This window comes from Candidatus Paceibacterota bacterium, assembly GCA_041660505.1.
In the GTDB taxonomy this organism is placed as follows: domain Bacteria; phylum Patescibacteriota; class Minisyncoccia; order Phycocordibacterales; family JACRKE01; genus JBAZWG01.
Window position 1 is genome coordinate 307,517 of record JBAZWG010000001.1, and the last position, 25,199, is coordinate 332,715.

Here is a 25,199-nt window from a genome sequence, read left to right on the forward strand (position 1 = left end):
ACGAACCACCTCCATTAGTAACTTCTTTTTTTCCCCTGCGGACGCACCATAAAAGAACTCTGAAAAGTCCGTTTGCGGGGGTGTATTTCTCTGAAATAAGGCTTTAATAACAGCAATCATACAAGGATTTCGATTAGTTGCTCTTTAGTATACTTTGTTGCCAAGAAGTAGTCAATTTTGTCGATATTTAACTCCAGGCTTTCGATTGCATTGTCGTTATTCTTAATTACGAGGTTAAGCTCTATTTTATTACCAAAATCGGCTTTAGCCTTATTAACATTTTCTTGAGCCATAAAGAACCCGCGAATAAACGTTTCTTTTGACACTCTCCTCCCTTCAAGTGTCTCTCTTTTCTTTGTGAATTCCCATGCTTGGAAAGGTTCTTGGTAAACAAAGTAGATTTCTACTTTTCTATTTCGCTCAAGCGAGCGGGTGATATTTTTAGTTGAATCGGCATAGGCAAATGTGCCGTCGACAATTGCGTTCAGGCTTTTATGCAACACATAATCGTATAATGTATTGACTCCTTTGTTCGCCGCTCTTTGAAAAATATGAGCGTTCGTACCATTGTAGCCCGGGCAGAGCTTTCTGATCTCGTCTGCATCAATCAGGATTGGCTTTTTGATAAACTTCTCGGCTAGTCGCCGAGCAACTTCGGTTTTACCCGCGCCCGGAGATCCGGCCATAAAAATCGTTATAAGCTTTACGTCGGTCTGATATTCATCGAGACTTGCGAACCGCCTGACAAGTTCTTTTGAGTGTCGCTTAATCTAGGTAAGAGCTTCCTCTGATTGTGTTTCCTCAATGTTCATTTTGATATTGTACCTCGTATACAAAGCAAACTCAATAAGTGGCGCAATCATGATTTTTGGGCTATAGTGGAGAGATGAATATTGAAACCAAAACCTGCCAGAATTGCAAAAAGAGCTTTAATATTGAGCCGGAAGACTTTGAGTTTTACGAAAAAATAAAAGTTCCTCCGCCTACTTTCTGTCCTGACTGCCGACTGAAAAGAAGACTGATCTGGAGAAATGAACGAGCTTTATTTAAAAGAAAGTGTGACGCCACAGGAAAGGAAATATTCTCCATGTTTCATCCTGACGCCCAAGTCAGAGTCTATGATCGCGATTATTGGTGGTCAGATTCATGGGATGCCACTGATTATGGCCGAGAATATGACTTTAATAGGCCATTTTTTGAACAATTCAAAGAACTTATCCGTGACGTGCCGTGGTTTAGCCGCTCGGTGAACGATACAGTGAACAGCGATTATTGTATGAATGCAGGGTGGCTCAAGAATTGCTACCTTCTTTTTTCTGCGGCTTATAACGAGAACTGCAACTATTCAGTAGACTTGGACAATTCGAGAGAATGTGCGGATTTGTTTTTCTGCAGTTATTGCGAACTTTGTTACACCTCTTGCGGCTGTTCAAATTGCTATAAGGTGTTCTATTCTGTAGATTGTCGAAATTGCCAGGAAACATTTTACTCGAAAAATTGCACGAATTGTTCCAATATTTTCGGCTGTGTAAATTTAAACAATAAACAATATTGTATTTTTAATCAGCAATATTCTGCCGAAGAATACAAAAATAAGCTGCTTGAATTAAATCCGTTCTCTTATGAAAATCTTGACGACAATGCTGAGAAATTCAAAGAGTTCGCTTACCGCTTCCCCGTTAGGTCTATGCACGGCAGGCAGAATGTTAATGTATCCGGAGATCATCTAAACAATTCAAAGAACGTCTCGAATTCTTATTACTGCGGATCACTCGAAGACTCTCGTTTTTGCCAGTTCCTATTGACACCCCCTGGTTCGAGAGACTGTTACGACTTTACTGTTTTTGGCACAAATTCAGAATTGGTATATGAAAACTGCCAATCGGGTATCGATGTTTCAAGACTAAAATTCTGCGCGTATATGTATCCGGCATCTCATGATGCTGAATATTCAATCACGTCTCCGTCTTCAAGCTATATCTTTGGCTGTGCCGGACTTAAAAGGAAACAATATTGCATCTTAAACAAGCAGTATAGTAAAGAAGAATACGAAGCGCTCGTACCGAAGATAATTCAGCAGATGAATAATATGCCGTACATTGACGCGCAAAAGCGTGAATACAGATATGGGGAATTCTTTCCGATGGAACTTTCTCCCTTTGCCTACAACGAGACATTAATCTATGACTTGTTTCCGCTATCGCCAAACGAAGTGACGAGTAAAGGATATATCTGGCGAGAGCAGACCAAGAAGACTTATTCTATAACCAAACTGGCAAATGACTTGCCCGACAAAATCACAGATACTGATGATAGTATTGTAAACGAGGTAATTTCTTGTTTACATCAAGGTGATTGTCCTCATAATTGCGTTTCTGCATTCCGTATAACATCACAAGAACTTGATTTATTGCGAAGATTTAATCTTCCTCTCCCGCGTCTGTGTTTCGCTTGTCGACACAGTGAAAGACTTTCATACAGAAACCCGCTCAAGCTCTGGCACCGCCAGTGTCAGTGTGGAGGTTTAACCTCCACCAATAGTGTCTACCAAAATACCGTATCTCATACTCATGGCGTGAACCAATGCCAAAACACCTTTGAAACATCGTACGCTCCCGACCAGCCGGAGATTATCTATTGTGAATCTTGTTATCAGCAGGAAGTGGCCTAGTTTATAGATAACTTGACTACCTAGCGCAAAGGATATACAATATCGCTATCACTACGAAGGAGACCCTTGTGTGTATCCGTACACATCGGGGGCTTTTTCTTTTCAGACCCTCTTTCGTTGAAACTTATGGTATTGCTCATTCAAAAAAAGCAGGTTTATATTCTTGTTTTTGAGGAGGATAGAGCACTTGCCTTTATTGGGCGCAACAACTCCGCCGAGCGCTGATTCATTTTGTAAGAATTCCACCAGACAGCCGAAGTCGCCATCGCCGGTAACAAGCACGGCCGAATCATACGCTTTAGTATAAAAATCAGAGACGGCCTTAAGCACCAATTCGGCATCGCAGTTCCCTTTCACTAGACCCTCAAATGTTATGGTTTGTTTGAAAATAAGAACAAAGCCACATATCTGCAAATATTCGTAAAATTTCGCTCGGTCAGGAACGAGTCCTATAAACAGATAGCAATGTGCGGGATTATACTTCTGCCGTAACCAACCGCGAAATTTCTTATAATCGATCTCAAATCCCAGCTCTTTTGCTCCGCGATAGAGGTTATTCCCGTCAATATAAATATTTATTCTCTTCACAACCAAATTCTAACATATTGCGCACAAAGATGTATAAAACAAGAAAACCCGCCGGGTGGACAGATTTTCTTGTCCCCCCTTTGCGGGCTTTAAAATGCGCTATTCGACACTCACCTTCTCTCCCTCGGCTGTCAGATACGTCCGGGGATAGACTACTACCACCTCCTCCCCTTCGACCGGGTGGATTGCCCAGTCGCCGAGGCGACCCTCGGACTTGGCCTCGGTATCGGCGGGGAGAATCGTCACCTCTTCGATCTCCCAGAAGAGGGCAAGCAGGCAGAACACCACGCCTGCGACCAGCAGGCCGCAGGCGCCTGCCGCGATAGCCGGGTAGGCCATCGCGAAGAGGATCGCCCCGTATCCCGCGAGACACGAGATCTCGCAGAAGAGAGCAACTCGAAAAAAAGTCTTGAAAGAAATCACTGGGATTCCCTCCTGTCAAAAAGCGCTTTGCGTAGTGCTGCGCCGGAGATATTAAAACATATAAAAGAGAGAAAGTCCAGAGCGAATTATTCTGATGCGTTTGTTTGGATTTTAGGATATAATTACTCAATATGAACCCGGAAACAAAGGCTTGTCAGAATTGTAAAAAGCACTTCACTATAGATTCTAGAGACTTTGAATTTTACGAAAAAATAAGTGTTCCCCAGCCGACTTGGTGCCCTTGGTGCCGGATGATTCGGCGCATGGCCTTCTGGAATGAGCGTAGCTTCTTTAGGCGCACAGGAGACGATGGCAAACCGGTGCTATCAACTTACCCTCAAGAGTCTCTCTTCAAAATTATAGACGAGGATAAGTGGTGGTCAGACAGCTTCGATACATTAAGCTATGGCAGGGATTACGATTTTTCTCGACCGTTTTTCGACCAACTTAAAGAATTAGCCTCTACTGTGCCCTTCCCCCACCGCGCCGGGATGGAATTGATAGATAGCGAGTATTCCAATAACTCAAACCATCTGAAGAACTGCTACATGTGCTTTAATTCCGCCAAGTGCGAAGACTCTTTATATTGCGTATTTTCTGGCGCGGTAAAAAATTGCATCGACATACTAAGCGGGTCGGACTGCGAGCTGTGCTATAACCTCGAGACCGGGAGCAGATGTCATAAAGTCTTCTTTGCCAGCAACACCGACGGCTGTATCAACTCGTGGCTCATGTACAACTGCAACAACTGCAGTGACTGCTTAGGTTGTGTTAATCTGCATAAAGCGCAATATCACATCTTCAATAAGCCGTATTCTAAAGAAGAATACTTTAAGAAATTAGGAGGGTTAAATCTTGGCTCGCACCGAGCGCTCGAAGAACACAAGAACGTCTGGCATGAGCTAATGCTCAAGTCTCCGAGAAAGTACTATGTCGGGATACAGAATGTGAATTCTATCGGCGATCTTGTCGCCCACTCCAAAGACGCTAAATATTGTTACGAAGCCTATGGGTTGGAAAGTGTTGCTTATTCCCAAGCACTGGCGCCTACGGTCCGCGATAGTTACGACTTCACCAACTGGGGCGTTAATGCCGAGAGAGTTTATGAGGCGGTAGATTGCGGCATACACGCATATGATATTAAATTCTCCTTCGGCTGTTCGCCGAACTGTAAAAATATACAATATTCGCTTGGTATTTTCTCCTCATCAGACTGCTTCGGTTGTGTCGCTACTAAAAAGGCACAGTATTGCATCTTGAATAAGCAATATAGTAAAGAAGAATACGAGGCACTCATACCGAAGATCGTCGAGCACATGAATGCGATGCCATACATTGACGCGCTTGGCCGGAAATATACATACGGCGAATTTTTCCCGCCCGATATGGCGCCATACGCGGCGAACGAGACTGCTCTGCTCGACTTTACCGATTTAGATGAAGAAAAGTCAGAGGCCTTCGGTCTAATCTGGCGCGAGACTAAAACAGCAGAATATAAAACGACTATACAAGCGAAAGATCTGCCGGACAATATCAAAGACGCCGGTGAGAATATTACGAAAGAGATTATCGCCTGTGCCGGGTGCGAGAGAGCTTACAGAATTATTCCCACAGAGTTCACTTTTTATAAAACATACTCTATTCCTATACCCCGCAAATGCCATAATTGCAGATTTAAAGATAGAGTAGCCTTCCGCAATCTGCCCAAGTGGTACCCCGGCAAGTGTAAGTGCGGAGGTCTCGCCTCCGCCAATGGGATGTACCAAAACACCGCAGAACACCCACACGGCGCAGAACCCTGCCCCAACACCTTCGAGACGACGTACGCACCCGACCGTCCAGAAATTATTTACTGCGAGAAGTGTTATCAGCAGGAAGTGGTATAATGACTGGCAAGGTTCAACCTTGGGCATTCAAAAGGTTGAACCTTAAGACAGACCATGAACCCAGAAACTAAAAGTTGCCAAAACTGCCAAAACCCGTTCGTCATCGAGCCGGAGGATTTCGGGTTTTACCAAAAGATAAAAGTTCCCCCGCCGACTTGGTGTCCGGAGTGTCGAAATGTACGACGAATGGCGTGGAGGGAGTATATGACCCTGTATCGCGGCGTTTGTGCGATGTGCCAGAAACAAATCGTAACCATTCATGCCCCGGGCGGGCCATTCACCATCTATTGCCGAGAATGCTTCAGATCAGACAAATGGAGCCCTCTTGACTATGGTAGAGATTACGACTTCGACTCTCCGTTTTTTACACAATATCGTCGCTTGATGGAAGCAGTCCCCCGACCGGCGTTAACCGGCTCGAATCTTGTGAACAGCGATTACACTCACGCCTGCGAGAGCATTAAAAACTGCTACTACACTTTCTTTAGTTTCCAAACCCAAGATTCGGAAAATTGCTATGCGCTATTTCTGTCTCAAAATTGCTTCGACTGCTATGTGACTGACAATTCTAACCAGGCTTATGAATCATTGCATTCAAACAGATTGTACAGAGTGAGTTTCGGCTACTTCGCTGATGAATGCCTAGAATCGTCTTTCTTGTATGACTGTGTCGGCTGTTCAGACTGCTTCGGTTGTATAAATTTGAGGAAACAAAAATACTGCATTTTTAACGAGCAATTTTCCAAGGAAGATTACAAAGAAAGGATAAAATATTGGGATATCGGCAGTTATGCCAAACTCAAAGAAGCAAAGAAAAAATTCAGGGAACTCTATCTTTCTACGCCCCACCGTTATGCCAACATCCATCATAGCCAAGATGTTACCGGCGATATCATTCGAGACGCTAAAAACTGCCACGCGTGTTTTTCTGCACTTGATGGTGTGGAAAATTGCAAATACCTGTATTTGGGCGGCTTAAACTTGAAAGACAGCATGGATGTGAGCGGTGTTGGGTTGTCATCTGCGCTCCTATATGAAGTTTTTGGGATTACCGGAAATGCGTTTCGATGCTTTTTTTCTGTAGGCGGCGGTAATTCCCAGAATACCTGGTATAGCGATTGGGCTAATAATTCATCGGACATCTTCGGCTGTATCTCTGTTAAGAATGTTAAAAATTGTATTTTAAATAAAAAGTATTCAAAAGATGAGTATGAGGCAATGATCACGAAGATCAAGAAACAAATGGACGAAGTCCCGTATGTCGACAAAAAGGGCAGAATATATAAGTTCGGCGAGTTCTTTCCGACTGAACTATCCGCTTATGCGTACAATGAATGTTTCGGGTTCCCGTTCTATCCGAAGACAAAAGAAGCGGTATTGGCCGAAAACTGGCGATGGCAAGAATCAGCTGTCAGATCATATAATATCACCAAGGAGCCGCTAGATTTACCGGACAATATTCGAGATACTCCAGATTCTATTTGCAATGAAATTGTCGGCTGTATCGATTCCGATTGTGGCCATCAGTGCACCACAGCCTTCAGGATAAGCAAAAATGAACTCAATTTTTACAGGAGCATGAATGTCGCCTTGCCGAGGAAATGCCCGACATGCCGCACAGATGAACGCTTCGCTTGGCGGAACCGATATACTCTCTGGGAAAGACAATGTATGTGCGCGGTTGAGAGTCATGGTCATGGCAAACAATGCATAAACCGCTTCGAAACTACCTTCTCACCTGAGAAACCGGAGATTATTTACTGCGATCAATGTTATAAAGCAGAATTTATCTAATATGTTTTGGAAGTTGAAGAAATATCGTTACTTGTTTAACATACTATGGCAATCTATTGTATTTAAGATTAAGATATTTTGGTATAACTTGCTAAAATAAGATTAAAAGCTAATTATAAATCATATGGAGACACATCGTTCGAAGGTGCTTAAGTGGATTCTGACTATCGCCATTGTTATCGTGCTTAACCTGTTCTTCACCTTCGCCATACGTCTCGGATATAAGGAGCCTTTGCGCGAAGCATTCTGCCCTGTCAACCAGGTCAACGAGCAGATTACTAGTAAAGACAAGTGCGTCAGTGCCGGCGGACAGTGGAACGAGTACGGTACGATGGTATCTCCGGACGGCTACAGCCAACCGGTTAAGGTGGCGCCGGCCGGGACGGTCGTGCTCACGGGCTCATGCTGGTTGGAGTACACTTGCCTTAAGAACTTCGATGCAGTGCTATCGGTTTATAACCGCAACGTGTTCGTGATACTTATAATCTTGGGAGTAATCTCGCTCGGCGTGGGCTATGCAGTCGGCGCGAGCTCGGCCGTATCACTCGGACTTTCGCTCGGCGGCATCTTGGCTCTTATCATCGCCTCGATGCGCTATTGGTCTGACATGGACGACATCGTGCGAGTCATCGTCCTCGCCATCGCTCTCGTCGCCCTCCTCTGGTTCGGGATTAAGAAATTCAAGGACTAAACGAACGAAAAGGTTCAACCTTTTGCTTGCTTAAGGTTGAACCTTCCTGTGCTTTATTTTTTTAGAAGGTTTAACCTTCTATTTCTTGAACGGGACGCCGATGGCTCTTAAGAGCGCTTCGGTCTGCTTCTTGTCTTTGCTTGTAGTCGTGAAGGTGACGGCCATACCGAAGGCGTCTTTGATGTCTTCATCGGCTGACTCGGGGAAGATGGTGTGTTCTTTAATACCCAGGGTATAGTTGCCCATCGCGTCGATACCTGTAACAGGATAGCCACGGAAGTCGCGGATACGAGGCAATGTGATGTTCAAAAGTTTATCGAGGAAGCCGTACATGCGGGCACCGCGGAGGGTCACCTTCATACCGACGATATCGCCCTGGCGAGATTTGAATGACGCGATAGCAATCTTGGCCGGGCGCGGAGACGGCTTCTGGCCGGTAATCTTAGCCAAGCGTTCCGAGACGAGCTCAAGGCGCTTCTTGTCGTGGTTCTTGCCGGTACCAACAGAGACCACTACTTTCGTCAGTTTAGGCACAGCCATCACGTTCGTCAGCTTGAACTGCTCCTTGAGCTTGGGGGCTTCTGCTTTGTATTTTTCTTGTACGGATGCCATATTTTTTGTCTATCTTAAGGTTCAACCTTTTGGATGCCTAAGGTTGAACCTTGCTAGTCATTATTCAAGTTCTGCTCCAGACTTCTTTGTTACGCGAGTCTTCTTCTCGCCAATCATCTTCACGCCCGTGCGGGTCGGCTTGTCGCTCTTCGGGTCTACGATCATCACGTTCGAGACGTGCATTGGCGCGGCTTGTTCCACAATCTGACCTTTCTGCCCTTGCTTGCGTGGCTTCTGGTGAGACTTCTTGATATTGACGCCCTCAACAAGCACCTTGTTGTCGGCAGGAAAGGCACGGAGTACTTTGGCCACTTTGCCACGATCCTTACCTTTTACCACCATTACTTTGTCGCCTTTTTTGATTTTCATGATTTTGTTTTTGACTTTCTCCTCAACACTCGGTGTTTAGTGCTCCCAACACCGAGTGTTTTCCCGAAAGTCTTTATACCACCTCTGGTGCGAGAGAAATAATCTTCTGATAACCGACCTCACCGAGCTCGCGCGGGATAGGACCGAATACGCGGCCGCCGATTGGCTCTTTCTTCTTCTTCGTATCTTTGTCGATAATAACCACCGCATTCTCGTCGAAGCGCAGGTAGGTACCGTCCTTGCGGCGGAAGGCCTTCTTCTGGCGCACCACAATAGCCTTTAAGACATCCTTCTTCTTGATCTGGCGGCGCGGTTCGGCAACCTGGACGGACAGGATAACCATCTCGCCAATCTCGGCGTAGTGCTTCTTGGAACCGCCAAGCACCTTGAAGATGCGTCCGATACGGGCTCCGGTGTTGTCTGCGATCTTTACAATTGAGCGTGGTTGAATCATGGTAGTTTTTGTACTTGGACGCTTGGCTTCTGGGAACAGGGCACGGAAGCCGAGCGTCCAAGTTCCTTATCTTATCTTTTCGACAATAGTGAAGCGCTTCTCCTTTGACATCGGACGGCATGGCATCATGCGGACGACATCCCCTGCGGCGTACTCATTCTTCTCGTCATGTGCCTTAAACTTCTTATCGTGCACGATAAACTTGCCGTACTTCGGGTGTTTCTTATAGGTTGAGACGAGCACGACCGCAGTCTTGTCCATTTTGTGCGACAAGATTTTACCTTGTAAGCCCTTGCCTATTTTCTGACCTGTTTTTTGTGTTTTTGTTTCCATAATAATTTTGTCTTCTTTAAGGTTCAACCTTTTGGATGCCTAGGGTTGAACCTTTTCCAGTCTTTACTTTTTCTCGTTCAATTTAGTCAGAATTCGGGCGATATCGCGCTTCATAACACTTGATGCCTTCACGTTCTTCACTCGCGCGCCGGAGACACCGAAGCGGAAGTTCTTTAACGCCTCGCGTTTCTCGCCGAGCATTTTCTTCAAGGCATCGGTGCCTGAGTCTTGAACTTCTTTGCGATGAGTTGTAGTGTGTTTCGTTGCCATATTTTTTGTATTTTGTACTTGGACGCTCGGCTTCTGGGAACAGGGCACGGAAGCCGAGCGTCCAAGTTCCTTATCTTGCTATAATCCTTGTCTTAACGCCGAGCTTCGTGCCTGCTTTGCGGAGCGCCTCGCGCGCCGTTGCCTCATCGGTACCGTCGATCTCAAAGAGAATACGACCCGGGTCCACCTGGACGCAGTAGCCTTGCGGATCGCCCTTGCCCTTACCCATCTTCACTTCTGCCGGCTTGGCGGTGAATGGTCGGTCGGGGAAGACGCGAATCCAGAGCTTACCCGTCTTCTTCAAGCATCGCATGATTGCTTTGCGGGATGCTTCAATCTCGTTCGAGCGGATGCGGTCGTGACCCTCGGTCTTGAGTCCGAATGAACCGAAGGCGAGCGTGGTACCGCGCGTCTCCATGCGCACTTTGCCTGTGTTTTTGCGGCCGGTCTGCCACTTTCTGAATTTTACTTTTTTCGGGAGTAACATAAATTTTTTGTCTTCTTTAAGGTTCAACCTTTTGGATGCCTAAGGTTGAACCTTTTCCAGTCTTTATTTCTTTGCTTCGTTCTGCGTCTGCGACTTCTTGGCGGCTTCGAAGATTTCTCCGCGATAAATCCATACTTTGATACCAATGTCGCCATATGACATGTGCGCCTTTTCGCGAGCGAAGTCGATATCGGCGCGGAGTGTCTGAAGCGGGAGACGTCCTTTCATCAGCGCTTCTCGGCGGCTCATATCAGCACCGCCCAAACGGCCGGACAGTACGACGCGCACGCCTTGCACGTCGCGGTTGGCGGACACTTTCTCGATTGCTTGCTTCATAACGCGACGGAATGTCAGGCGCTTCTCCAAGCTCTCGGCAATCTGCATTGCGACGACTGCCGCATGCTTCTCCGGTACGCGGACCTCTTCAATCTCGAGACGCACATCCTTTGGTACCTCGATCTTCCAGCGTTTGAGCTGGGCCATGATGTCGGTGCGGAGTTTGGTTACCCCTTCCCCACTTCTGCCGATAATCATACCCGGGCGGGCGGTCTTGATGATGATTTTATAGCTGTTGGCACCGCGCTCGAATTCAATACCGTCCAGAGAGTACGGGCGCAATTTCTTTTGTAAATATTCACGAAGAAGCACGTCGGCCTTCAAGAACGAACGGAATTTGCCGGCCTCGCCATACCAGCGCGAGCGCCAGTCTCGCAGAATTACCAATCTATGTGCATATGGATGGACTTTGTGTGACATAATTATTTTTGAACTTGGACGCTTGGCTTCCGGGCCTTGTTTTGAGAAGCCGAGCGTCCAAGTTCCTTACCTTCATCGAGCGTAAGCGAGATGTGGCTGGTGCGCTTGTGGATCGGGTAGGCTCGGCCGAAGGCGCGGGGCATTGAGCGCTTCATTGTGACACCGGCGTTAACCGTTACATTCTTCACCATCAAGCTGTCTTTGTTCAATTTAAAATTATTCTCTGCGTTGGCAACAGCGGACATAAGCAATTTCTTCATTGGAGCCGCACCGCGCTTAACCATAAGGTCGAGCTGGGCCAAAGCGTCACTCACCTGCCTGCCGCGAATAGCGTCGGCAATGAGACGGACTTTGCGGGGTGATTGTCTATAAGATTGTAATGATGCTTTGACTTCCATATTCTTAAATTCTCAAATTCTCTAATTCTGTTTATTTCTTCGCTCCCGTGGCTGCAGTCGTCGCCTCTTTGGCAGACTTAGCGGCGTTAAGCTCAGCCTCCTTCTTTTTGGCTTCAAGCTCCTTCTGCATCTTACCACCATGGCGAAGGAATTTGCGGGTAACCGAGAATTCGCCCAATCGATGCCCCACCATGTCTTCGGTCACAAGGACCTCGATATGTGCACGGCCGTTGTGGACGCCAAACTTGAATCCGACCATCTCCGGCGCGATCTGGCAGGCGCGCGACCAAGTCTTAATAACCCCGGCTTGATCCGGCTTCTTACCCTCAATCTTTTTCATGAGTCGCGGGTCGACGTATGGGCCTTTCTTGAGTGATCGTGACATTGTTTTGAAAATAATGTCCCCAAAGGGACAATGCGCTATACTACCAGAAAACAGCCCCCTCTGTCAACGAAAATATCCCATGTCCGAGGTCTCGCCTCGGACATGGGATTATTCCTTAAATCCGAGCTCGGCTATGGCTGGGTCCTCCCCCTCAACCAGTTCTTCAGCATCTTCGAACAAGAAGTCTCGGTGCTCTTTTTTATCTTCGAAGATCTCCCAAAATAACTCGGGCGTAAGTAGTGAAGGAAAGTTTTTCGCTCCCAAATAGTCAGCACAGCTCGACCAGCGATAATTCTTCAAAAAAGCCTCTATTCTTCTATTGTCCGAGGCGAGACCTCGGACATCGTGTATTGGCATGAGATCGACGGGATTAAGGTGTATATATCGCGCCAATACCGGAAGATACTGCTCATTGGTCACTTCCTTGCTCTTGAATAGTCCTTGGTAAAGTGCGCCTGTGCGCTTGTGCTTTTTATTAAAAAACATCGTATGCCCTGTCAGAACTTTTTGCATGAACTTACTCAATCCCGTATCGGTCTTCGGCGAAAGTAGGAGGTGGATATGGTTCGGCATCAGCGCATAGGCCACAATGTCTACGAGCTTCTCCCGTTTATCGGGCTTTTCTGTCTTGTCCGAGGTCTCGCCTCGGACATTAGAATTTGAGGGGGTTTTACCTGCGTCGCCCTTCAGTTTACCTTCGTTGCGGATCTTTTCTATCGGTGCGGTGTCGTTACAGACATACAAATAATGAATAAACCGCCTGTAGTCGCGATTGTCCAGAAAAATATCGCGCTTCTCCGTCCCCCGATTATAGATATGATAATAAGCTCCCGCCTCAAATGGTATTCGTTCCATATAGCCTAGTATACCACGGATAATGGCGGAGGTTGAACCTCCGCCATATAACAAAAAACACCATTCTTATTGAATAGTGTTTTTTAGTTTTGATTTTCTTTTTATCGAGCTTTGCGGCCGGGGCGTCTACTGACGACGAAGACGTTTGAATACTTCTTGGGTGTGCGGGTTTTGTGGCCTCCGGTGACCTTTCCAGTGCGGGTCTTTGGGCGCTTGGTGCCACGGCCTTGGCGGCCTTCTCCACCACCATATGGATGATCTACCGGGTTCATGGCCGTACCACGGACCTTCGGACGTCTACCGAGCCAGCGTGATTTGCCTGCCTTGCCTAATTGAACGAGTTGGTTCTCATCATTCGATACTGCGCCAATCGTGGCGTAACTGTTCTCGTTGACTTTGCGGACTTCGCCGGATGGGAGTTTGATACTCGTAAATCCTGCGTCGGATGCAAGCACTTCACAAAAATTACCGGCCGAGCGGGCGATCTTGGCGCCGCCACGGGGGTGAATTTCGATATTATAGACAAATGTTCCGGCCATCAGTTTCTTGAGCGGCAGTCTGTTGCCGGTTGCGACCGGTGCATTCTCGGACACAATAAAGCTGTCGCCTACTTTCATGTTCTTCGGTGCCAAAATATAGCGACGTTCACCATCTTTATAGAGTACGAGCGCAATGAAGCCTGTGCGGTTCGGGTCATATTCAACAGACTCGACAGTCGCCGGAATATCAAATTTGTTGTACATGAAATCCACAAGGCGATACATGCGCTTGTGTCCGCCACCTTTGTGGAACGAAGTAACACGACCCTTATTATTACGGCCAACATCGCGCTTACCACCCAAGGTAAGAGCCTTATGTGGTTCATTACGCGTAATAAACTCCCGGTAATTGATGCCGGTCATATTGCGTCTGGATTTGGATGTGGGAGAGTAGTGTTTCATATTGGTTTTCCGAGGCGAGACCTCCGCCTTTGCCGGAGGTCTCGCCTCTTCTATCGTTATGCAATTTCAATCTTATCGCCCTTTTTTAAATAGATTACCGCTTTCTTCACGCCTCCCTTGAAGCCGGCTTTACCGCGGACGACGACCGCCTTGCGCGGATTGGTCGTGATAGCCACCTTCTTCGGTGTGACACCGAACAGTTTCTTAACGGCATTAACCACTTCTGCCTTGTTGGCGCGCGCGTCAATCTCGAAGGTATATGTAGGAGTGTCCACGCGCTCGGCAAGCATCGTCGCCTTCTCTGTTATGCGCGGTCTTCGTAATACCGTAAATTGTGCGTGTAAATTTTTCATATTATGCGCGGTTGGCCAGCTTCTTTAAACTTTTTTCCGGATTCTCGATTACGATATATTTATACTGCAGTGCATCGACCGGGTTAATGTTGCGTGCCTCATCAATCTTGGCCGACTGGATATTGCGGAAGCTCTTGAAGAGTTCGGTATTGGCCTCGCCCATAAGGACAAGGGCGCGCGAACCATTCTTGTACGCGATCTTCTCGTAGCCGGAAATTTTCGAAAATGCAACAAGACTCTCGGCTGCTTTCTTGGTCTTGGGTGCGGCGCCAAAGTTGAAGCTGTCAACGAAAAGCAATTCGCCCTCCTTCATCTTTTGCGACAAGATAGCGAACAAGGCCTTGGTCTTCATCTGCTTGTTGACCTTGCGAACGTAGTTGCGCTCCTTTAATGGTCCGTGTGTGACTCCACCGTGGCGCCATAATGGCGAACGGATAGAGCCATGGCGTGCGCGGCCTGTCCCCTTCTGCTTCCACGGCTTGATACCGCCACCGGCCACTTCGGCGCGATCTTTGGCATCCGCCCACGGCTCACGAGCTGACGATTGCATCGAAGTAATCACTTGGTGCACCATGTCGCTATTCCACGGCGTCGAGAATACCGAACGTGGGAGTGTTACCTTGCCCGTCTCTTTGCCCTCTTGATTGTAGACTTTTGCTTCCATATGTATTTTCTAAAAACTACAAACTAAAAACTAGTTCTTGCTTCGTATTTCCAACAGTGTTCCCCGACGTCCCGGAACTGCGCCTTCGATAAATAATTTGCCTGCTTCTGAATCAACCCTGACGATTTTGAGATTGCGAACGGTGACGCGGTCACTGCCCATGCGGCCGCCCATTTTCTTGCCGCGGAAGACGCGTTGGATACCGCCGGCACCGAGTGAGCCCGGGGCATGTTCCGAGTGCTTCTGACCATGCGAGCGCGGACCGCCATGGAAGCCGTGACGTTTGATAACACCTTGGAATCCTTTACCCTTAGACGTGCCCGAGACGTGTACAACATCGCCCTCTTTGAACTGTGTTAGATCAAGGGCTGAACCGCGAGCAAGATCCGGAACGGTGCGCTTGAAGCGGAACTCTTTAATGGCTTTGGGCTTGCCTAACTCCTTAACATGTCCGGCAACGGACTTGGAAATATGCTTTCTTGTGCCATAAGCAACCTGCGCGGCATCATATCCATCCTTGGCTTTTGTCTTTACTTGAGTGACGACATTGGCGGCGGCGTTAATAACCGTGACCGGATGCACCGTGCCTTTGTCATCGAAGATCTGACTCATGTATTCTTTTGTACCCAAAATGAACTTCATAACGGAATTTTAGAATTTAGGAATTACAGCATCTTTACGTCAATATTCACACCGGCTGGCAAACTTAAATTCGTGAGCGACTCGACAATCTTGGCCGATGGCGACAGGATGTCGATCAAGCGCTTGTGCGTACGCATCTCGAACTGTTCGCGGGAATTTTTGTCGATGAAGGCACCTCTATTGACCGTATACTTCTTGATATCGGTCGGGAGCGGAGTCGGACCTTCTACTGCCGCCTCGTTCCTCATCGCGGTATCTATAATCTGGCGAACACTCTGATCCAGGATCTTGTGTTCGTAAGCAGACACGCGAATGCGGAGCTTCGTCGGCTTGTCCTTGGCTGATTCAATTTTCTTGGTTTTTGTTGCCATAGTGTAATCGGAGGTCCGACCTCCCTCTGGAGGTCGGACCTCCGATTTCTTTACGCGTTGATTTTCGTTACAACTCCTGCACCCACCGTCTTGCCACCTTCACGGATAGCGAAGCGTTGCTTCTCTTCCAAAGCTACCGGGGCCACGAGCTTGACTGTGATGTTGACCGTATCACCAGGCATAACCATCTCTGTGCCGGCCGGCAATGTCACGTCGCCCGTCACGTCCGTCGTGCGGACGTAGAACTGCGGCTTGTAACCATTGAAAAACGGCGTGTGACGGCCTCCTTCTTCTTTCTTCAAAACGTAAATTTCTGCGGTGAAATCGGTGTGAGGAGTGACTGAACCAGTCTTACATAGGACCTGACCGCGGGTAACATCTTCTTTCTTGGTACCGCGGAGGAGAATACCGGCATTGTCGCCAGCGATACCCTCGTCAAGCTGTTTGTTGAACATTTCGATACCGGTAACGGTCGTCTTGGAAGTCGGGTGAATGCCGACAATTTCTACTTCTTCACCTACCTTAATCTTCCCGCGTTCTACACGGCCGGTGACCACAGTACCGCGGCCTTCAATAGAGAACACGTCTTCGATAGGCATGAGGAATGGCTTGGCGACATCGCGAACAGGCTCAGGAATATAAGTATCCAAGGCGTCTGTGAGCTCAAGAACTTTCTTGACCCACTCATCATTTACATCCTTGCCTTCCAGCGCCTTAAGGCCGGAGCCGCGGATAATCGGACAATCCTTATCGAAGCCCTGCTTGGCCAATAGGTCGCGTACCTCCTCTTCAACGAGGTCGATAAGCTCTTTGTCGTCAACCATGTCGCATTTGTTCAAGAAGACAAGTACCTTTGGCACACCAATCTGCTTGGCCAAAAGAATGTGCTCGCGAGTCTGTGGCATCACGCCATCGGTTGCGGCAACAACGAGAATAGCCCCATCCATCTGGGCGGCACCGGTGATCATGTTCTTGATATAGTCGGCGTGTCCCGGAGCGTCGATGTGCGCGTAGTGGCGTTTATCTGTGGCGTATTCGTTGTGAGAAAGGGCGATAGTAATACCGCGCGCCTTTTCTTCCGGCGCAGAGTCAATCTGGTCTACCGACTTCATGCGCACAGTCTTACCCGCCAAGTTGAGCGAGTGGAGGATGGCCGCGGTCAAAGTGGTCTTGCCGTGGTCAACGTGACCGATGGTGCCGACATTTACGTGCGGCTTGGAACGATCAAATGCTTCTGCCATATTTTTTAAATAAGATTATTAATACTAATTTTTTATAACGTCAGGAATCGCGCTCTACGAGGACGCAATACCTATTTAAAACAAAGCCACGCACATAATCATGCGTGGCTTGTATAGTAGCAGATTCTAGGGCTATCCGTCAATACTACTTGAGCGAGGCTTTCAAGGCTTGCAGAGCCTTAAGAATACTGGCAAGTTGTAGATTCATACTCTTCGTATTTAACGATGCTGCCGCCGCCGTAACCGTAAAGTTAGCGGTAGCCCTTCCACCATCAGGGTTTGTGACAACAACTTCCTTGCTTCCGGCTGCGGTAATGTTGCTACCGAGTACTTGAGCAACCATCCAAGTGCTAGATCGTGCCCTTCCACTGCCATCCGACGATAGAACTTGATTTACCGGCACTCCACCAAAGGTGACGGTGGAATTGAGGGCAAAGTTGGTTCCATTAATAGTTAGCCAGAAATATGAGGGGTTTGAGCCGGCAACGAGTGTTGCCGGAGAGAGCGAGGTGATGGTGGGAGTAGTGGCGGCAGGCGTGACAACCGTGAATACTGATGGTAGTCTCACATAGCCACCTGCGGACTGATAGACTATTAAACCATAACTGCCGGGTAGGAAATTGGTTGGTATATCCCAAGTCACACTATTGCCAGTAATATTTTGGGCAATATAGATATTGCTTGGCCCCTCTGTCGCTAACGTAATAGGGCCTGTAGAACCGGCGGGTACTCTTGTAAAACCAACTGTTACCCTAGAGCCTGGATTTATTATGCTACCTGATGCTGGTGTGACTGTGATACCGCTTACCGAGGTGGTGGGGATGGGGGTAGCGGAGACCACTGTGTAATCCACTGTCACTGTATTCCCTATCTGTGCGCCTGACCTCTGCAATTTCCACTGTCGACTGATTGCTCCGAGATTACTCGTACCTTCAGTGAGGAATGTCACGGTGTAGCTTCCATCGCTATTTCGCACCACCGTACTGCAGTTTGAATTACTCTGCAAAGAGATAGAACTGCACACCTGACCTCCGTTAAACTCCGGTCCTCTGTATAGATTAACATCGTTACCCCACACCGCCGTACCTGTGTTTTTCACAGTGATAGTCGGTCGGAATGTACTGTTTTGAACCACATTTTTGTTCGCCGGAACTCCACCTACTGTGAGAGTCGCTTGATAGGTAGGTTCAGCGACAACTGGGGCTCCATACTGCACATCGGCCTGGTAGTACCAACCTGACACCTGCGTGTCACCGTTATATGCGACTACGACATAGTGATATTTTGTTCCAAGTACCAGAGTCCTGCCGTTACTACCTGTATCTACACAAGATGGCGCATTCGGGCTGAAGCCGATGGCACAGTCAGTGCTAACGTCAGACCAGAAATCCTTACGGTCAGAGAGACTCCCGTCTGTCGGGCTAACGACATAGCGCAAGAAAGCGTATCTGTTGTAATTTGGGTGCTTAGGCCAAGTGAAGGTTATCTTGCCGGCGGTTGTGTCTGCGACTGCTGTGGCGGTGGTCGGTACGGTCTGGGTAGCATCGATAATAATATTCCTTATAGAGGAACATGTGGTCAAATTCTTTTTACATACGCGTATCTGTAGATTTCCAACAGGAGTATCGCCGCCAGTACCCAGATTCAATGCACCAAGACCTAATTGGATATCGGCCACAGAAGTGTTCCAATTTGTAGCACTTGCAGCTTTATATTGAACCGTGGCTAATTCAGTTGAAGAAATTTCGAGAAATGACCACGTTAGTGACACTGATTGACCCATAGTGACATGAGCACCCTCAATAGGATTATTTATGGTAATAGACCCCATGATTGTTGGTGTCGTTCCATACACCACATCGGCTTGATATGAGTATTCACTTGTAGGAACTTGGCTTATGTAGCCGTTCCATGCATATACTTTGTATCGATATTTTGTTCCAAGCACTAGACCTGATTTGTCGACACAAGACGGTGAGTTACGATCGAAAGAGTTTGAACTGGTTGTGCTTGAACATTCACCAGTGTCTGACCATAAATATTTTTCCACGGCAGATTCCGTACCAGCTGAATTTACCGTCCTGCGAGAAACAACATATCTATTGTATGTCGGGTGCTTCGGCCAAGTGAATGTAACCTTACCGGCGGTTGTGTCTGCGACCGCGGAAGCCGTTAGGGTTGTTGGGTTGTTGATTGTAATACCGTCTGTTTTTGCCGTTGCGATTATTAAGCCTTCGGGATGGACCGTGGCATCAGCGAGGGCGATACTAAGCAGATATTCACCTGCTGGGATTGCATTAGTATTCGGTAAAGTCCAGCTCATTGTCCCGGCTGATGCGATTGGATGAGCACTCAAACCGACGTCTTGCTGTGGTAGCCCGGTGTCGCTACCTACTGGATACAGCGATACCACCACAAATAGATTATGATTTGTCGGCAAATTTGTAGTCGTCCAATTTACTGCGTAAGTAGCACCTTTCTGTAAACGGTTGCCACCGCTCGGTCCAGTAATTGTGATTGTCGGGGAAACCGGCGCTGTCGCAGTCAGGCGGGTCCCTGTACCGTATACAGTCCCTGCGGAACGCAATTGAATCAAACCTGCATCTGCGCTGTCGATCTTTCCGTCATCGTTTACATCACACGACCTACTGGCCGGACATGAGAATCCGGGTTTATTTATGGAAAGGTTGTACATAAACGACACATCCGTGCTGGTGAATGCGCCGTCGCCGTTCACATCAAATGTTGAATCGGGAACATTAATGACTCCATTGTCCAATCTGGCTCCCTGACCAAACTTAGCTTGCGAAAGCCTCGATGCCATGAGTGCCGTATCGCTGTCGTCCACTTTTCCATCTCCATTCAAATCACACTTCTCTATCGTACAGACAGATGTTTTGCCGAGAGTGAAGTTGATTATATTCTGCTGATCTGAAGAATCTACTCTGCCGTTTGCATTTATATCGAGAGCACTGTCGAGAAGTTTGATGTCTCCGGTGTTTGTCGGGACAAAACGTGCACCGGTACCAAATATCATGTTGGTGCCCATAGTTCTGTAAACCATAAGCTGTGAGTCAACTATGTCAACAACACCGTCTTTGTTTAGATCGCACTTATTGGGCGTGCAAGCAGACTGCGTGCCGGCAATATAATTCTCTAAGGTTTGTACATCACTAGGAGAGACTCTTCCGTCGTTGTTTAGATCCAAATTAGCATCCGGCACGAGAATCTGTGCCACAGGCAGAACAGGCGTCTTTCCCGCTATATAATTTTGAATTACCTTCAGGTCAATTTGGTCTACTCTAGTATCACCGTTTAAATCACAAGAGAGAATTGGGCATGTCTCTTGTCCATTAATAACTTTCTTCATGAGGTCAATACTGCGCTGGTCTGCATGCCCTGTACCGGCTAGGTCATAATTCTGAAGAAGGTAGAACTGCGGTACGGCGATACTGCCTGCAGATGTCTCGATGGTAACCTGACATGCCGGCGGGGTACCGCCTGCCGTATTCGCGCGCGGACAATCCGGAGTCTCGTGCAATTCCGGAATGACGAATTGGAGTCTTGTGCCATTACCGGTCGAGGAGACGTTCTCTACCCGCTTGCCGCCTATGACTACCGTGTCGGTAGCGTCGAAGTTGCGTCCGGTGATTACCACTGTCATGCCCGGCTCGCCCATATAAGGCGTTATTGCAAAAACGGTTGGTTTGGAAGTCAGTAATCCTTGCAATGACTGGATGGCACTATAGAGTGCGGAGCTGATGAGGTTTTCGTAGTTTATTCTCTGGGTGTTTGTAATCTCGGGCGAATTGCGGACAAGATCGAGTAGATCATAGCCAGTAGTAATACTATTACAGGCCGACCGCATGCCGGCAGACGGATTGTTGGCCAGAATAGTTGTGCATTGGCTCCGCGCATCGGCAGACACGCTGTGCGGGAATACGGTAACAGACACGAAAACAAGACCTGCCAGAAGGAGGCCTCCTAAAAGTTTTTTCATAATATATTGTTGCCTCGATGGGCTAATTAATTGCACTAAATATAATAATAAAGAGACGAGGTAAGTGTACCTCGTCTCTTTAGATGTGACAAGTTGATAAAAATTACAGCGTTGTTTCGATAATTTCAACAAATTCTTCGATATCTCGGTATCGCTTCGTGAGCACATCGTACAGAATGTCATAATTCACTTTTACATAATCATGCGCTATCACATTTCGAAATCCGACCATTTTCACCAATCTTTCCGATAGGTCATGCGGAATAACGTTATTCTCATCGAGAACATAGAATGTTTCGCTCAAGGTGGTCGGCTTCCTTAATCTCTTGTAAGCAACTACCGCCTCGGCAAGATCGATCGTACTCTGGGCCATGAGATACAAATACCGCTCCACGGCTCCGCGTATCGTTTCATCAGCTACAATTTCTTCTTGTGATAACGTTCGATATCGGGCAATGGCTGTCAGATACTTACGCACAAAGCCGATCATATTTTCAAGCACTATTTTATTCGACATATACTTTTTTTGTTAAGCCATGGCGCAATAGTATCTTCCGAAAATCAAAATATTCATTTAAAATCTTTGGTTCTGTAAGTACACGGAACGGTTCACGCTCAAAGATAATCTCTCCTTCGGCAATAGCCGCATACTTGAGTTCTGGAGAAATAGCATCGTTCAAGATCACAAGGTCAACGGCGTCGACTTTTAGAATGTAAGATAGGTCGGCTAAGAGCTTGAGTTTGAGGTCGCTCCGTTCTAGCGAAGACAGTTTATCGAACTGGACGGCGAAGTCATAATCGCTCATCGGCCCCGCGTCGCCGCGCGCGCGCGAGCCGAAGAAGTACGCAACAACTACTTGCGGGCAGGCGCTAAAGACCTCTGTTATCTTACGTTTGGTGGCAGTATCCATAGTGTTAGTCCTAAAACAGACAAGGCCATTGTACCTTGTCTGTTTTGTTATCACAAGTTTATACTACTTTCTTACTTCACCATTGCCTTGAGCGCCCGCAGCGCAGAGATGATACTCGCGAGTTGCGAGGATGCGGTGGCCGTACTAGATGGCGTAGCGCCTGCCTTGTTAGACCAGCCAGTGAGTGCTGTATCATTTTGCCAAGCGGAGACCGCATAGTAATAGGTAGTGCCATTGGTCAGACCCGTATCGGTATAGCTTGTCGCTCCGCCTTCTACCCAGATTACTTGAATAGGGTCAGTCCCCCAGCGCATCGTTGACACCGTACTTCGGTATAGCGAGTATTTCGTTGCGTTAGGATAAGTGCTCCAAGAAAGCGAGATTCTACCATTACCAACAGTCGGCACGTTCACAACCGGCGTACCGGATATTGCAGAATCGGCGAACGGGGCGGGCGCAAGAACAGTAAGAGCCGATTGTGCCGAAGCAACCGTTGTGGCAAGTGTACCCATACAATAGCCGAAACAGGCATTGCTTGGCGTGTACAATACTGCGCGTAACGATGTTTGCCCGGCAGACAGATTACACAAAGTTTCCACATCTGCAAGACACTGTCCGTTCAATGCAGGCACTTGCCAAGTACGCGTTCCGCTCGTAGACAATCCGTCACCGATAGATTGATGAAATGGCTGATTGCCAACCAAGAGCCTTACAGCACTGTCTGCTGGCGCATTGGTTGATTGCCAAGAAATAGTTACTGTATCGCCCGGACAAACGGACGTACTACTTAAGTTCGTAATTGCAATAGACGGTGTCGCAGCGGTTGGGGCCGTCATGCTCGCGATATTACTTGCAGAGTTCTGTGTCGAACGGTCTGGCCCAAGCGGGAATAATTTATAATAATATGTGCCTGTCCAACCGGCCGCACGATGATCGGTGAATGATGTGGCGGAGGGAGACAAACCGAATGCCAGCGCCTTGGTGGCAGTGTTGTTGAGCGGAACCGAAGAATCTGATGAAATATAAAGGTCGTAACCCTGTGCGCCTGAAGCTGGCGACCATGCTACCAGAACACTCGTACCATCACTTTGCACAGATGCATGCAGGTCGGTAACATAAGCGGGACGAACGGGCGTACCGGACGTGACGTTAAAGGTTACGCTCCATGTGCCCGAGTTCGTATAACTGATAGAATTTACTGTAATGTTTACCGGCGTGAATCCGGAAGCCACGCCGATATTCTTCGTCTGTCCTTCATAGAGATAGTCTGAATCCGCGAGTAATGTACCCGCACTGGTATAGAACTTAAACTTCACTTCAATCGGTCCATCACCGCCCATAGAATCCGCACTGTCTGCGTAGAGAACCAGGCCATTATTGAGGAGGAGCGAGTCCCAGCTATGCAGTGTCTTCGTACCCTCACCGGTAAAGGTTGGGGTAACTGTAAATGTTTTACAGAAGTCGGTAGGATTAGTGCTTGAGAAGTCAATTCGAGCGCACACAGTATTAGGACCGGGAAGTGTCAAGCCAGAGGTGGCGGTACGTTGCGTAGTCGCACCGGGCGCAATAGTCGGAATCGTGTCGGTTGATCCATTCAAGGTAAAGCTCGTCGGCACAGACGCAGTTGTCCCGTTATTCTTTATGGTTGCCGTCCAGGTAGCAGTCACCCCGCCCAAAATCGGGTTGGCACTGGCCGTAATGTCAATGACACTAAGACCCGAGCTCGATGTGCCGCCGGTGATAGTAAACGGTGCATCGCTCTTATCTTCCACAGTGCCCGTGCCATCGCTCTTGTAGCCGATGATATAAATCTTGAAGATTGCACCGTTGCCCAAGTCACTCGCGGAGATAAACTGCGAAGGAACCCACGAAAGGCTCCCTTGTCCTCCTATGCCTCCCACAGAGATATCGCGTCCAATCCAGGCGTAGGATGCATCATTGCGATAGAGCGCAATGGATACGCTGGAAAGATTGTTTGGTGCGTATGTAATCGTCTGATTGCCGGACAACGAGAAAGACTCACCGCCATTCGGAGAGATTACCTTAATACTTGCAGGCTGATTGTTGATAACTACACCAGCAGGGCCATTAACATAGTCGCCCGCGGTCCCTTCTACTGGACTGGATGAATTGCACCACAACGAGACACTATAGGTATTTGGAGTTATGTGTAAGGTTCGACTTCCGGAGGATCCGACATTGTCGTATTGCACATATTCAGCATTTTGATTGCTGTTTACACTCATTGAACAGTTAGCGGCATTGGATGACCACGTCGCAGATACATCACGGCCGGCTGCAGGGACACTCGTGATCGCATTGTGCGAACCGTCAAGACTCAAAGTTGCGTGGATCGTCCCGGTTGAAACCAATCTAAACGGATTATTACTGCGATCGGTTTCGCCGGTCACCGTATTCACAAGGCGGACATAATAGCCATCGCCGGGAGTTGGTAGGTTACCATAGGTATCCAAATCGCCAGACCAGTGGATTGAGGCCTTGCCTGACTCGATAATCTTGCCGAGGGTTATAAAATTGCCGTTCACTCGCTTCTCAAGATAAGCGTTTACTTGTGAAATTGCCGGGTTGATACCATTGTCCGGATCATACGGTGTCCATAATATGGTGTGGGTGTCACCGAGTTGCCACTGTTCACCGCCGTTTGGCACGGTCAGCCTAAGCGACGAACTCTGTCTCCAACCTCCGCCTCCTTGCCCTTGTGCAATGAGCTGATTAACTAATACCTGGAGTGCCAGCGCCTGCTTTAACAAATTAACTTGGGCCTGGAGTTCTGCAACGGTGCCACCGGGCATACTGTACACTTCATTTATTAATGCTTGTACCTGCGCTTGCAACTCTGCTGCCGTCGCCGCGTGAACTGCCGGCGCGCCGGACACGAAAACAAGACCTGCCAAAAGGAGGCCTCCTAAAAGTTTTTTCATGATATGTTGTTGCCCTGAAGGGTAATTAATTGACAATGTGCTTATAATATCACCCCCCCCCCGGCGAGTCACAAGGGGACAAATGCGAATTTCAGATCATTTTAAAGACAAAACTGCTGGTTTTATCTCCCGCACATATCTCTCATATACCGGAATGATCGA

The 25,199-nt window shown here is 47.8% G+C and carries 27 protein-coding genes; 4 read left to right on the plus strand and 23 right to left on the minus strand.

Annotated features, from left to right (window positions below):
* Positions 1-116: 116 nt before the first annotated feature.
* Positions 117-770, minus strand: coding sequence for a zeta toxin family protein (locus WC764_01660; GenBank protein ID MFA6006415.1), 654 nt, complete (start codon positions 768-770; stop codon positions 117-119).
* 116 nt (positions 771-886) lie between these two features.
* Here WC764_01660 and WC764_01665 point away from each other — a divergent pair, with 116 nt between their 5' ends.
* Positions 887-2,671 (plus strand): hypothetical protein, encoded by a 1,785-nt coding sequence (locus tag WC764_01665; protein ID MFA6006416.1) that lies wholly within the window; start codon positions 887-889, stop codon positions 2,669-2,671.
* Between the two features lie 102 nt (positions 2,672-2,773).
* On the opposite strand, the gene WC764_01670 is transcribed toward WC764_01665, so the two are convergent.
* Positions 2,774-3,259: an NYN domain-containing protein gene (locus WC764_01670; GenBank protein ID MFA6006417.1), complete on the minus strand. Its 486-nt coding sequence runs from the start codon at positions 3,257-3,259 to the stop codon at positions 2,774-2,776.
* Between the two features lie 99 nt (positions 3,260-3,358).
* Positions 3,359-3,682, minus strand: coding sequence for a hypothetical protein (locus tag WC764_01675; protein MFA6006418.1), 324 nt, complete (start codon positions 3,680-3,682; stop codon positions 3,359-3,361).
* A 131-nt stretch (positions 3,683-3,813) separates the two neighbouring features.
* Here WC764_01675 and WC764_01680 point away from each other — a divergent pair, with 131 nt between their 5' ends.
* The 3 genes from WC764_01680 to WC764_01690 all read left to right on the plus strand — a co-directional run bounded on the left by WC764_01680 (position 3,814) and on the right by WC764_01690 (position 8,053).
* Positions 3,814-5,568 (plus strand): hypothetical protein, encoded by a 1,755-nt coding sequence (locus WC764_01680; GenBank protein ID MFA6006419.1) that lies wholly within the window; start codon positions 3,814-3,816, stop codon positions 5,566-5,568.
* Positions 5,569-5,799: 231 nt separating this feature from the next.
* Positions 5,800-7,362 carry a hypothetical protein gene (locus WC764_01685; GenBank protein ID MFA6006420.1) on the plus strand — a complete coding sequence of 521 codons (1,563 nt, stop codon included), beginning with the start codon at positions 5,800-5,802 and terminating at the stop codon, positions 7,360-7,362.
* Positions 7,363-7,486: 124 nt separating this feature from the next.
* Complete coding sequence (locus tag WC764_01690; protein MFA6006421.1) at positions 7,487-8,053, plus strand: hypothetical protein; 567 nt, start codon at positions 7,487-7,489, stop codon at positions 8,051-8,053.
* Positions 8,054-8,131: 78 nt separating this feature from the next.
* Here the strand turns inward: WC764_01690 and rplE are convergent, their stop codons facing one another.
* The 20 genes from rplE to WC764_01790 all read right to left on the minus strand — a co-directional run bounded on the left by rplE (position 8,132) and on the right by WC764_01790 (position 25,037).
* Complete coding sequence (gene rplE / locus WC764_01695; protein ID MFA6006422.1) at positions 8,132-8,665, minus strand: 50S ribosomal protein L5; 534 nt, start codon at positions 8,663-8,665, stop codon at positions 8,132-8,134.
* A 60-nt stretch (positions 8,666-8,725) separates the two neighbouring features.
* Positions 8,726-9,034, minus strand: coding sequence for a 50S ribosomal protein L24 (rplX, locus tag WC764_01700; protein MFA6006423.1), 309 nt, complete (start codon positions 9,032-9,034; stop codon positions 8,726-8,728).
* 73 nt (positions 9,035-9,107) lie between these two features.
* Positions 9,108-9,488, minus strand: coding sequence for a 50S ribosomal protein L14 (gene rplN, locus WC764_01705; protein ID MFA6006424.1), 381 nt, complete (start codon positions 9,486-9,488; stop codon positions 9,108-9,110).
* A gap of 66 nt (positions 9,489-9,554) precedes the next feature.
* Positions 9,555-9,821, minus strand: coding sequence for a 30S ribosomal protein S17 (rpsQ, locus tag WC764_01710; protein MFA6006425.1), 267 nt, complete (start codon positions 9,819-9,821; stop codon positions 9,555-9,557).
* Between the two features lie 63 nt (positions 9,822-9,884).
* A complete protein-coding gene (gene rpmC, locus WC764_01715; protein ID MFA6006426.1) occupies positions 9,885-10,091 on the minus strand; it encodes a 50S ribosomal protein L29 in 207 nt (68 codons plus the stop codon).
* A gap of 70 nt (positions 10,092-10,161) precedes the next feature.
* Positions 10,162-10,578, minus strand: coding sequence for a 50S ribosomal protein L16 (gene rplP / locus WC764_01720; GenBank protein MFA6006427.1), 417 nt, complete (start codon positions 10,576-10,578; stop codon positions 10,162-10,164).
* A 63-nt stretch (positions 10,579-10,641) separates the two neighbouring features.
* Positions 10,642-11,334, minus strand: coding sequence for a 30S ribosomal protein S3 (gene rpsC, locus WC764_01725; GenBank protein ID MFA6006428.1), 693 nt, complete (start codon positions 11,332-11,334; stop codon positions 10,642-10,644).
* A gap of 2 nt (positions 11,335-11,336) precedes the next feature.
* On the minus strand, positions 11,337-11,732 hold the full coding sequence (gene rplV / locus WC764_01730; GenBank protein MFA6006429.1) for a 50S ribosomal protein L22: 396 nt from the start codon (positions 11,730-11,732) through the stop codon (positions 11,337-11,339).
* A gap of 31 nt (positions 11,733-11,763) precedes the next feature.
* Complete coding sequence (rpsS, locus tag WC764_01735; protein MFA6006430.1) at positions 11,764-12,117, minus strand: 30S ribosomal protein S19; 354 nt, start codon at positions 12,115-12,117, stop codon at positions 11,764-11,766.
* 108 nt (positions 12,118-12,225) lie between these two features.
* The gene (locus tag WC764_01740) at positions 12,226-12,972 is read right to left on the minus strand and encodes a transposase (protein MFA6006431.1); all 747 of its coding nucleotides are present in this window, start codon (positions 12,970-12,972) and stop codon (positions 12,226-12,228) included.
* 101 nt (positions 12,973-13,073) lie between these two features.
* Positions 13,074-13,913 carry a 50S ribosomal protein L2 gene (gene rplB, locus WC764_01745; protein MFA6006432.1) on the minus strand — a complete coding sequence of 280 codons (840 nt, stop codon included), beginning with the start codon at positions 13,911-13,913 and terminating at the stop codon, positions 13,074-13,076.
* A gap of 56 nt (positions 13,914-13,969) precedes the next feature.
* Positions 13,970-14,266, minus strand: coding sequence for a 50S ribosomal protein L23 (rplW, locus tag WC764_01750; protein MFA6006433.1), 297 nt, complete (start codon positions 14,264-14,266; stop codon positions 13,970-13,972).
* A gap of 1 nt (position 14,267) precedes the next feature.
* The gene (gene rplD / locus WC764_01755; GenBank protein ID MFA6006434.1) at positions 14,268-14,930 is read right to left on the minus strand and encodes a 50S ribosomal protein L4; all 663 of its coding nucleotides are present in this window, start codon (positions 14,928-14,930) and stop codon (positions 14,268-14,270) included.
* 30 nt (positions 14,931-14,960) lie between these two features.
* The gene (rplC, locus tag WC764_01760; GenBank protein MFA6006435.1) at positions 14,961-15,572 is read right to left on the minus strand and encodes a 50S ribosomal protein L3; all 612 of its coding nucleotides are present in this window, start codon (positions 15,570-15,572) and stop codon (positions 14,961-14,963) included.
* Between the two features lie 23 nt (positions 15,573-15,595).
* Positions 15,596-15,943, minus strand: coding sequence for a 30S ribosomal protein S10 (rpsJ, locus tag WC764_01765; GenBank protein MFA6006436.1), 348 nt, complete (start codon positions 15,941-15,943; stop codon positions 15,596-15,598).
* Positions 15,944-15,993: 50 nt separating this feature from the next.
* Entirely contained in the window at positions 15,994-17,184 is a 1,191-nt protein-coding gene (gene tuf, locus WC764_01770) for an elongation factor Tu (GenBank protein ID MFA6006437.1), read from the minus strand.
* Positions 17,185-17,329: 145 nt separating this feature from the next.
* Positions 17,330-21,184 (minus strand): dockerin type I domain-containing protein, encoded by a 3,855-nt coding sequence (locus WC764_01775; protein ID MFA6006438.1) that lies wholly within the window; start codon positions 21,182-21,184, stop codon positions 17,330-17,332.
* Positions 21,185-21,287: 103 nt separating this feature from the next.
* Positions 21,288-21,701, minus strand: a complete 414-nt coding sequence (locus WC764_01780; protein ID MFA6006439.1) for a DUF86 domain-containing protein — start codon at positions 21,699-21,701, stop codon at positions 21,288-21,290.
* Positions 21,691-22,095, minus strand: coding sequence for a nucleotidyltransferase domain-containing protein (locus tag WC764_01785; GenBank protein MFA6006440.1), 405 nt, complete (start codon positions 22,093-22,095; stop codon positions 21,691-21,693). The genes WC764_01780 and WC764_01785 overlap by 11 nt, the downstream gene beginning before the upstream one ends.
* Positions 22,096-22,166: 71 nt before the next feature.
* Positions 22,167-25,037: a hypothetical protein gene (locus WC764_01790; protein MFA6006441.1), complete on the minus strand. Its 2,871-nt coding sequence runs from the start codon at positions 25,035-25,037 to the stop codon at positions 22,167-22,169.
* Positions 25,038-25,199 lie beyond the last annotated feature (162 nt).